Source organism: Streptomyces sp. SAS_272, assembly GCF_052543235.1.
This window is the reverse complement of sequence record NZ_JBMNDR010000167.1, coordinates 1-8,163: the sequence shown is the minus strand read 5'-3', so window position 1 is coordinate 8,163 and position 8,163 is coordinate 1. Positions and strand designations below refer to the sequence as shown.

The following is an 8,163-nucleotide window of genomic DNA, read 5'->3' as shown; positions in this document are numbered from 1 at the left end:
AAGGCCTCCGTGCGGTGAAGATTCGACACCTCCACCACACACGGGGGCCTTCGCCACGATCAAGTCCGACCCGCGTCAACAACGCTCGTGATCAATACATCTAGGCCGTTTCGTTTGGATCATCTGATCGTTGGTCTGGGCGTGCCGTTGACTGACGCGCAGTGGGCGTGGATCGAGCCGTTACTGCCAGATCGAACGCCGCAGCGGGGCGGCCGGTGGCGGGATCACCGTGAGGTGATCGATGCGATCGCCTGGAAGTTCCAGACCGGATCGCAGTGGGTCCACCTGCCGGAGAAGTACGGGAACTGGAGGGGCGTCTACAACAGGCTGCGCATGTGGGCCATCGACGGCACCTGGGAGCGGGTGTTCACCGCGCTGGTCGCACAGGCCGACGCCGACGACGACCTCAACTGGACAGTCTCGGTGGACTCCACGATTGTGCGCGCACACCAGCATGCGGCCGGAGCCCGTAAAAAGGGGCCCCGGCAGGTGAACCGGCAGACCACGCCATCGGCCGATCCCGCGGCGGACTGACCACAAAGATCCACCTTGCCTCCGATGTCCACTGCCGGCCACTGACCTTCGTGCTCACCGCCGGACAGGCCGGCGACGCACCCGCCTTCACCCATGTCATGGCCCGCCTCCGCGTTCCTCGACGGCGAGGGCGGCCTCGCACCAGGCCGGACGTGGTCCTGGCCGACAAGGCGTATTCCTCCCGCGCGATCCGCGAGCACCTGCGCAAGCGTGGGATCCGGGCGGTCATCCCCGTTCCGGCCGATCAGCGCGGCCATCGGCTGCGTCGCGGAAGCCGCGGCGGCAGGCCACCGGCGTTCGACCGCGAGGCATACAAACAGCGCAACACCGTCGAACGCTGCATCAACCGCTTGAAACAGTGGCGAGGCATCGCCACGCGCTATGAAAAGACGGCGACCGTCTACCTGGCCGGACTCTACGTCGCTGGCATCTTTCTTTGGTCTGCCAGGCCAACGCCTCAGGGGCAGGAGCGAACCGCATCGTCCCAGGCGCCGGGGCTGCGGTAGTGGTTCTTGTGCCCCGCGGTAAGTACGTGGCGCAGTACGGCAAGGTGCTGGGTGTTCGTGGGGAGATCCAGCTGGTCGAGGAGGGCCAGTGCGGCGGCCGGTTCCAGGTCGCCGTAGACGTCGTGGAAGCTCGCCCGAAGGCCGCGGAAGAGGGCTGAGTGTAGGGCGGGAAGCCGCACGGCAGCGCGGTACGTCGACTCCTTCACCGTCCAGCGCACCGGGCCCGAACATTCCAGAACCCGACGGGCTCGGCGGAGCAGGGCTTCCGATTGATCGGCCACCACTCGGTCGATGTCATTGCCGAGGACCTCGGCGAAGGCCGTCGCGGAAGTCGTGTGGTCCTCGAACCAGTCCACCCACAGCGAGTAGGTGACGGCCTCGGCGTCCCGGTCCGCCTCCAGCCGCTGACGGTAGCCGTCCCACAGCACGTCGGCCGGCAGGGGACCCTCCGCATTCTCGTTCGCGAACCGGAGCTCGCACGTGACCCAGTAGTCGTCGAGGAGGTCCAGCAGTCCGAAGGCCAACCGCACCTGGTCAACTGCATCCAGGTCTTCGGCGAACACATCGCCAGCCCAGGAGTGTGCCACTTGGTTGGCTGTGAGCAACGCGTCCGGCTTCTCGTCGCTCACCCACCCGTTACGCATCTGGCGGACGCCCTGATCAGCCAGCCAACGCCGTGCCGCCTCCTCGGCTTGCATCTCCATTCGGGAAGTATGACAAGCCTCGCAAGATCCGAACGAAACGGCCTAGATGTGCTGTCCCGGGACCATTCGAAGGCGGCGGGTCGAGCACGCCTCGGAGCCGTGGCCCGGGCCTCGGCCTGGGGCGCGTCAAGGGCCCGCGCATTGAGGGCCGTTCAGCCACTGCGCGGACCGCGCATGCACCTGCGGGTCGGCTAGGTGCACAACGCATCGTTCGCGCCTCTGTCGTAGGTGACCCCGACGCCGCCAAAGTGATCCGGCTCCCTCCGGTCGCCGATGTCGGCGTGCCGTTGATGTCGGAGGGTCCTTCTCCATGCCGGCGGTTGCGCTGCCCGCGTCGACGTCGCCGGACGCGAAGCCGGCCAGGACAGCCCCGACGATGTCGTGATGCGGGTGGTGCCGCAGCGGAATGTGCGCAGGACGCCCGGCCTCGAGGCCGCGTCAGTCCTTTCGCCGCCTGCTCGGTCGGCGAGAGAGGAACCCTCGCCGACCGAGCGGGCGCAAGCGTCGGACATGGCTTGGGCCGAGCGCACCGCCCAGGTGGGGTCGATGTGACCTGGATCATGCTGAGCGGGTGCAGCGTCGCATGGGGGCCAACGTCTTTCTTCAGGTGTAGGGGGATGGCCGGAGCGAGGACGGTGGGGATGGAGCAGAGTCGAGCCGATGGGTTCGACGGGTTCGTGGCAGCCCGCTGGTCGGCGCTGTTCCACCTGGCCCGTCTGCTCGTAGGAGGCGATCGGCACCGGGCCGAGGACCTGTTGCAGGAGGCCCTGGTCAAGCTCTGGTTCGTCTGGCCCCGCATCGCAGAGGAGGCCCCCGAGGCCTATGTGCGCAAGGTTTTGGCCCGAGCGGCGGCACGGTCGGCGCGCCGGCGATGGTGGGGCGAGCGCCCCGTCGAGCAACTGCCCGACCTGACGGAGGTCGGTGATGTGTCCGCCTCCGTGGCCGAACGCACCCGGCTGGAAGCGGCGTTGACCCAGTTGCCGCCGCGGCAGCGGGCCGCGGTCGTGCTGCGCTACTACCAGGACCTGCCGGAGAAGCAGGTCGCGGAGGCGCTGGGATGCCCGGTGGGCACCGCCCGGTCTCATGCGTCGCGCGGTGTGGCCCGGCTGCGTCGGATCCTGGGCGACGTCAACGAACCGGTCGGATGAAGGGGAGGACCATGGACCATTTCGAGCGGGAGCTGGCGCGGATGATGCGCGACTCCCAGGAGCACACCCCCTTCGGACCCGAGCACGAGATGCGCCTCCGGACCGAGGTGCAAGCGCGACACCGTGCACGCACGGTACAGAAGGCCGTCGGTTCGGTGCTGGCGGTGGCCGGACTCGGCCTCGGCTTCTTCCTGTTGCCGCACGACTCCTCCGAGACCCGACCGCAGGCTCCCCTTCCCCGGCCTGCGGTCAGCCCGACGTCCCCGTACGCGACGTCGGCACCGACACCGGAGGCCGCGCCGAGCACGCTCACCACCGAGCCCCCCACCGGGGCCGCCGGAGGAAGTGCTGCCTCGTCCACGGCCCCGGGCCCGACGGGCAGTTCGCTCACGCCGTCGCATCCCACCGGGACCGAGGCCGGCACCGCGCCACCCTCCAGCACGGGAACCGCGGGCGCACCGGCCACCACGCAGGGGACACCGACGACGACTCCTCCGACGACGGAGCCCTCGTCGAACGTGAGCTCCGCCGAATCCGGATAGACGCGACAGCGCCGACTCGCCACCGTCCGGCAGTTGACCCTGATCCGGTCCTCCCATGGCCGTGAGTGACCGCAGTCTGCCCTGAGACAGAACACGAAAGCGGATGAACAGTGACAAAATTGGTGACTCCCCTGCCCCTGCGCACTCCGTTGTCGGTGCATCACCGAGAGCCCGTCCTGGACGTGGTCGTGCCGGTGTTCAACGAGGAGACGGATCTGGAGCCGAGCGTTCTACGGCTTCGCGCGCATCTGCGCGAGACCTTTCCGTACTCGTTCCGGATCACCGTCGCGGACAACGCCAGTACCGACGCGACTCCTCTGATCGCGGCTCGGCTGGCCGCCGAACTGCCTGAGGTTCAGTGGGTGCGGCTGAGCGAGAAGGGGCGCGGGCGGGCGCTGCACTCCGCCTGGTCCAGCTCACGAGCGCCGGTCCTCGCCTACCTGGACGTCGACCTGTCAACCGATCTGACGGCGCTGCTGCCGCTGGTCGCGCCGTTGATCTCCGGGCACTCCGACATCGCCATCGGCACACGCCTGGCCCGCGGCTCCCGAGTCGTGCGAGGCCCCAAGCGGGAAGTCATCTCCCGCTGCTACAACGCCCTTTTGCGCTCCACCCTCGCCGTGGGCTTCTCCGACGCGCAGTGCGGTTTCAAGGCGGTGCGGCGTGATGTCGCCGAGCGGCTGCTGCCCCTCGTCAAGGACTCGGAGTGGTTCTTCGACACGGAAATGCTGGTGATAGCCGAGCGGGCCGGCTTGCGCATCCACGAGGTGCCGGTCGACTGGGTTGACGATCCTGACAGCCGCGTGGACATCTGGGCCACGGCCATGGCGGACCTGCGCGGCATCGCGAGGCTCGGCCGCGAACTGGGCCGCGGCACTCTCCCGACGACCGGGCTGCGCCGGAGCGCCGCCGACCCGGTGCGAGAGGGCCTGGTCGGCCAGTTGCTGCGCTTCGCCGCCGTGGGCGCCGTGAGCACGATCGGATACGTGCTGCTGTACACGGCGCTGCGCCCGGCCTGCGGACCCCAGACCGCCAACGCACTGGCGCTGCTGGCCTGCGCTCTCGCCAACACCGCCGCGAACCGTCGGCTCACCTTCGGGCTGCGCGGCCGCGACGGTGCGCTGCGCCACCAGGCGAAGGGCCTGCTGGTCTTCGCGATCGGCCTGGCCCTGACCAGCGGATCACTTGCCGCGCTTCATCATGCGGCGTCTCGGGTTTCCCACAGCACAGAGGTCGGGGTCCTCATCGCTGCCAATCTCGCCGCGACCCTCCTGCGCTTCCTGCTCCTGCGGGCCTGGGTGTTCCCCACCGTTCGCCGCCGTGGGACGGGAGACGCCACCGCATGAACCACCCGGCAACGCTGAGTCCTCCTTCCGACGCCGGCGCACTCGAACTCCATCACCGGGTGCCCGACGCGGACCGCCGCGCGCGCCTGCGCCGCGCGGTCGGTCACCATGTCCCCGTAGTGGCTCTGTACGGCGGACTGAAGCTCATCGGTTTCTCCGTCTTCATGTACCTGCTGGACTCCGCCGGGGACTTCCGGCAGAAGCATCCGCGCTTCGGCGGGGGCGCCCACACCTGGGACGTGCTGGCCAGCTGGGACGGCTGGTGGTACCAGCAGGTCGCCGCACACGGCTATACCCCGGCGCTGATCCCGGATCCCAACGGCACGGCCCTGATCACCCTCCAAGGCAACTCGGCGGCGTTCTTCCCTCTCTACCCGGCCACGATGCGGCTGGTCTCCGACTGCACGGGGCTCGGTCTGTACGGCTCCGGGATGCTCGTCTCGGTCGTCGCGTCGTTCGTCGCCGCCCTCGGCATCCACGCCGTCACCGCCCGGTTCGGCGGCAGGCGGGCCGGGCTGGCCGCGGCCGGACTGTGGGCCGTGTGGCCCGGCTCCGGCACGGAATGGGCAGGCTACTCGGAGTCCCTCTACGTCGCCCTCGCCGCCTGGGCCTGCTACGCCGTCATGAGTGATCGCTGGCTCACCGCCGGCATCCTCACCTTCGCCGCCGGCCTCGGCCGCCCCACCGCCGTCGCGCTCATCGCCGCGCTCACCGTCGCCGCGCTGCCGGCGCTCCATCGTCGCCAGGAGGATTTCGCCCGCCCGTGGACCGCGATCCTCATCGCGCCGCTGGGGCTCGTCGGCTACCTGCTGTGGGTCGGCAATCAGATGGGCGATCTCAGAGGCTATTTCGTTCTGCAGAAGGGCGCCTGGGCCCACACCTTCGACTTCGGCAAGCAGACACTCGACGTCTTCTCCTCCCTCGCCGTCGGCCGCACCGACTACCTCTTCCCGAGCCCCGTCGAGGACATGATCGGCGCGATGACCGTGCTTCTGGGGCTGCTCCTGATTCCTCTGCTGATCCGGCTGCGCCCGCCGGCCGTCCTGACCGTGTACACGATCCTGACCTTTGCCCTGGTCCTGGGCAGTCAGCAGATATTCGGCAACGTCTCGCGTTACCTGCTCCCCGCCTTCCCCCTGTTCATCCCCCTGGCCGTCAAGCTGCGCGGACTCGGTCTGCCCACCCTGACGGCGCTGCTCGCCGTCACGGCTGTCGCGTCGGGCTCGTACGCCGGGTACGCGCTTTTCGAGCTGGGGGTCCCGTAGACGCGCCGTCAGGCCGTCTGTGTCGTCAGGCGGTATGTGTCGTCAGGCGGTACGCGTCGTCAGGCTGGATGCGTCGTTCGTGATGGTATGCGTCGTCCGGTGGACGGACCGAGCGTCTCGGGCAGCGAGGTCCCCCCACTGCTCGGTGACCAGGCCGCGGGGCTGGTCACGGTGACCTCGTGGCCGACCCGACCTGCGCGGCGGGCGTCGCGCGGGCCGCAGCCCCGAGACGGCGGCTCAGAGGTGGCCCTCGATGAACTCCCGGACCTCGGCGACGGTCATGGGACCCGTGCCGTGCGCCACCGCCGCTCCGTCCTTCAGCAGGACGTAGGAGGGGGCTCCGGTGATCCCGTATCGCTCGGTTGCGGCCGGGCAGCGCGTGATGTCGGTGCGGACGGCCGTCAGGCGACCCGTGCAGTCGTCGGCGACGGCACTCACGACGCGGTCCATCGCCCGGCAGGGCTCGATCGCCTTGGGCCATGTCCCGGTGAAGTACGCGAGGACCGGAACTGTGCTCATCCGGAGGATGAAATCGAACTCCGCGTCCTCACGGGGCTGGTGGACCCGCTTCGCCATGGAAGCTCCTGACCTCGCGTTCCGTCATTGCGTCCCCATCATCCCCCGCTCGGCGCGGCAGGCCGACCCGGCCGGTCAGCAGGCCGGCTGACCCGTCGTGCGGGAGGCCACAGAGCCGTCGCGGAACCGCGGTGACCCCGGTGCGAGGAGGTTCGACCCCGCCCTCGCGCCCAAGCGCCCCGCCACCGGGCCGGTCACCCGGCCGCGGGCCGCCACGCGCCCGTGGGCCGGCTCGTGCCAGGGCGGGTCGGCATGGGCCGGCTGCCGTGCTCGCCGCGAGGGCGCGCCGGCGAACCCCGGTCAGCGGCGGCCGGTGGACAGGACGAGAAGGAACTGGCCGCCGCCCGCCTCGATGTCGGCGGTCACCGGCAGCCCCGGGACCAGTCGGGAGAACCGGTCCACCAGCCATTCCGCGGCGTCTCGAGCGTCCTGCCTCGTCGGACAACGGCCCACCGTCTCGCGGCCCCCCTTGCGCTCCAGCCTCCCCGCTACGGTGATCAGCGGCGCGGGTTCGACCACGTACAGGTGGTCCGGCCAGGCGATGACGACCTTGACCGCGCCCTTGCGGGTATTGCAACCGCGGTGCGCGAGCCGCTCGGCGACCTTGGCCTTCCGGTCGGCGGTCCGACTGTCGACGCTGGGCCCTCGCGGGTCGTTCACGGACTTGTCGGGGTCGACCGGTTCGTCGCACACCCAGCACCGCCAGCCGTCGCGCTCGGCCACATCATCAAGGAGACTCATCCCAGCAAGCTAGCCTGCCCGGCCGCCGCCGCGCGCACCAGGGCCTCGGCGAGCAGGTGCGGAGGCTGGTTCGCGCGACGCTCATGCACGGCCCGTCGAGCCGCCCGGCCACCGCCCACGGGTCACCAGGGGATGATGGCGAGGGCCTCTGCCTCCAGCATGAGCTCCGGCCGGTACAGGGCTGCCACCTGTACTGCGGTGCTGGCAGGTGGGCGTGCGGTGTCGATGTGTGCGTCGCGGGCGGCCCGTACCTCCGGGAGTACGGCGACGTCGGTGACGTAGAAGGTGAACTTGGCGACGTCGGCGAACGTTGCGCCGCCGGCCGCCAGGCACCGGTGCAGGTTCTCGAAGACCTGACGGGCCTGGGCGGCGGCGTCACCCTTTCCGACCACGTTTCCCTGTGGGTCCAGGGCGACCTGCCCGGAGATGACGACCAGCCGGCCTTCGCCCACAACCACATGGCTGTAACCGTTCCCCGGGGCGACCCCGTCCGGCGGAATGTGGGTGAGCATGGACTCTTCCGGCTCGTCTGACACAGGTGACCTCCACGGACGACGGGTGACGAGGCAACGATATATGGCAGTCAACTCTGTTGATTTCGGACCACGTTGGGGCGCGGGACCGAAACAGCAGCTGCGAGGCGGCAGTCGGGGCACATCGCAACGCCCCAGGCAGCCGCCGTCGGCTGTGGAGTGGGGCCTGCTAGGGCCTGTTCTGTGTCGGGATCAGGACTCGTGATCGACTGGGTGATGGCGGTCGTACTGGGTAGAAATTCCGTGTGCCGCGACGTGAATTGAGCGA

8 protein-coding genes and 1 pseudogene are annotated in these 8,163 nt (G+C 69.6%); 5 read left to right on the top strand and 4 right to left on the bottom strand.

All coding sequences use genetic code 11. The features are described 5' to 3' along the window. Positions 1 to 126 precede the first annotated feature (126 nt). Positions 127 to 1,040: pseudogene (locus ACN6LD_RS41565) on the top strand (IS5 family transposase). Here ACN6LD_RS41565 and ACN6LD_RS41560 read toward each other — a convergent pair. Further along, on the bottom strand, positions 992 to 1,744 hold the full coding sequence (locus ACN6LD_RS41560) for a hypothetical protein (protein ID WP_445045871.1): 753 nt from the start codon (positions 1,742 to 1,744) through the stop codon (positions 992 to 994). The pseudogene ACN6LD_RS41565 and the gene ACN6LD_RS41560 sit on opposite strands and share 49 nt — an antisense overlap. A gap of 641 nt (positions 1,745 to 2,385) precedes the next feature. On the opposite strand from ACN6LD_RS41560, the gene ACN6LD_RS41555 reads away from it, so the two are divergent. The 4 genes from ACN6LD_RS41555 to ACN6LD_RS41540 all read left to right on the top strand — a co-directional run bounded on the left by ACN6LD_RS41555 (position 2,386) and on the right by ACN6LD_RS41540 (position 6,045). Then, positions 2,386 to 2,892: a SigE family RNA polymerase sigma factor gene (locus ACN6LD_RS41555; RefSeq protein ID WP_319197361.1), complete on the top strand. Its 507-nt coding sequence runs from the start codon at positions 2,386 to 2,388 to the stop codon at positions 2,890 to 2,892. A gap of 11 nt (positions 2,893 to 2,903) precedes the next feature. Further along, positions 2,904 to 3,434: a cellulase gene (locus ACN6LD_RS41550; RefSeq protein WP_445045870.1), complete on the top strand. Its 531-nt coding sequence runs from the start codon at positions 2,904 to 2,906 to the stop codon at positions 3,432 to 3,434. Positions 3,435 to 3,556: 122 nt separating this feature from the next. Next, positions 3,557 to 4,780: a glycosyltransferase gene (locus ACN6LD_RS41545; protein ID WP_445045872.1), complete on the top strand. Its 1,224-nt coding sequence runs from the start codon at positions 3,557 to 3,559 to the stop codon at positions 4,778 to 4,780. Beyond that, positions 4,777 to 6,045 carry a hypothetical protein gene (locus tag ACN6LD_RS41540; RefSeq protein WP_445045869.1) on the top strand — a complete coding sequence of 423 codons (1,269 nt, stop codon included), beginning with the start codon at positions 4,777 to 4,779 and terminating at the stop codon, positions 6,043 to 6,045. The genes ACN6LD_RS41545 and ACN6LD_RS41540 overlap by 4 nt, the downstream gene beginning before the upstream one ends. 237 nt (positions 6,046 to 6,282) lie before the next feature. Here the strand turns inward: ACN6LD_RS41540 and ACN6LD_RS41535 are convergent, their stop codons facing one another. The 3 genes from ACN6LD_RS41535 to ACN6LD_RS41525 form a co-directional block, all read right to left on the bottom strand. Beyond that, on the bottom strand, positions 6,283 to 6,621 hold the full coding sequence (locus ACN6LD_RS41535; protein WP_319197365.1) for a thioredoxin family protein: 339 nt from the start codon (positions 6,619 to 6,621) through the stop codon (positions 6,283 to 6,285). A 300-nt stretch (positions 6,622 to 6,921) separates the two neighbouring features. Next, positions 6,922 to 7,362: a hypothetical protein gene (locus ACN6LD_RS41530; RefSeq protein WP_319197366.1), complete on the bottom strand. Its 441-nt coding sequence runs from the start codon at positions 7,360 to 7,362 to the stop codon at positions 6,922 to 6,924. A gap of 122 nt (positions 7,363 to 7,484) precedes the next feature. Further along, positions 7,485 to 7,874: a RidA family protein gene (locus tag ACN6LD_RS41525; protein WP_319197371.1), complete on the bottom strand. Its 390-nt coding sequence runs from the start codon at positions 7,872 to 7,874 to the stop codon at positions 7,485 to 7,487. Positions 7,875 to 8,163 lie beyond the last annotated feature (289 nt).

What these genes read in the sequence shown, in the direction of transcription:
- ACN6LD_RS41530 (WP_319197366.1), bottom strand. Translation starts at nt 7,362, where the DNA reads ATGAGTCTCCTTGATGATGTGGCCGAGCGCGACGGCTGGCGGTGCTGG.
- ACN6LD_RS41560 (WP_445045871.1), bottom strand. Translation starts at nt 1,744, where the DNA reads ATGGAGATGCAAGCCGAGGAGGCGGCACGGCGTTGGCTGGCTGATCAG.
- ACN6LD_RS41525 (WP_319197371.1), bottom strand. Translation starts at nt 7,874, where the DNA reads ATGCTCACCCACATTCCGCCGGACGGGGTCGCCCCGGGGAACGGTTAC.
- ACN6LD_RS41535 (WP_319197365.1), bottom strand. Translation starts at nt 6,621, where the DNA reads ATGGCGAAGCGGGTCCACCAGCCCCGTGAGGACGCGGAGTTCGATTTC.
- ACN6LD_RS41550 (WP_445045870.1), top strand. Translation starts at nt 2,904, where the DNA reads ATGGACCATTTCGAGCGGGAGCTGGCGCGGATGATGCGCGACTCCCAG.
- ACN6LD_RS41555 (WP_319197361.1), top strand. Translation starts at nt 2,386, where the DNA reads ATGGAGCAGAGTCGAGCCGATGGGTTCGACGGGTTCGTGGCAGCCCGC.
- ACN6LD_RS41540 (WP_445045869.1), top strand. Translation starts at nt 4,777, where the DNA reads ATGAACCACCCGGCAACGCTGAGTCCTCCTTCCGACGCCGGCGCACTC.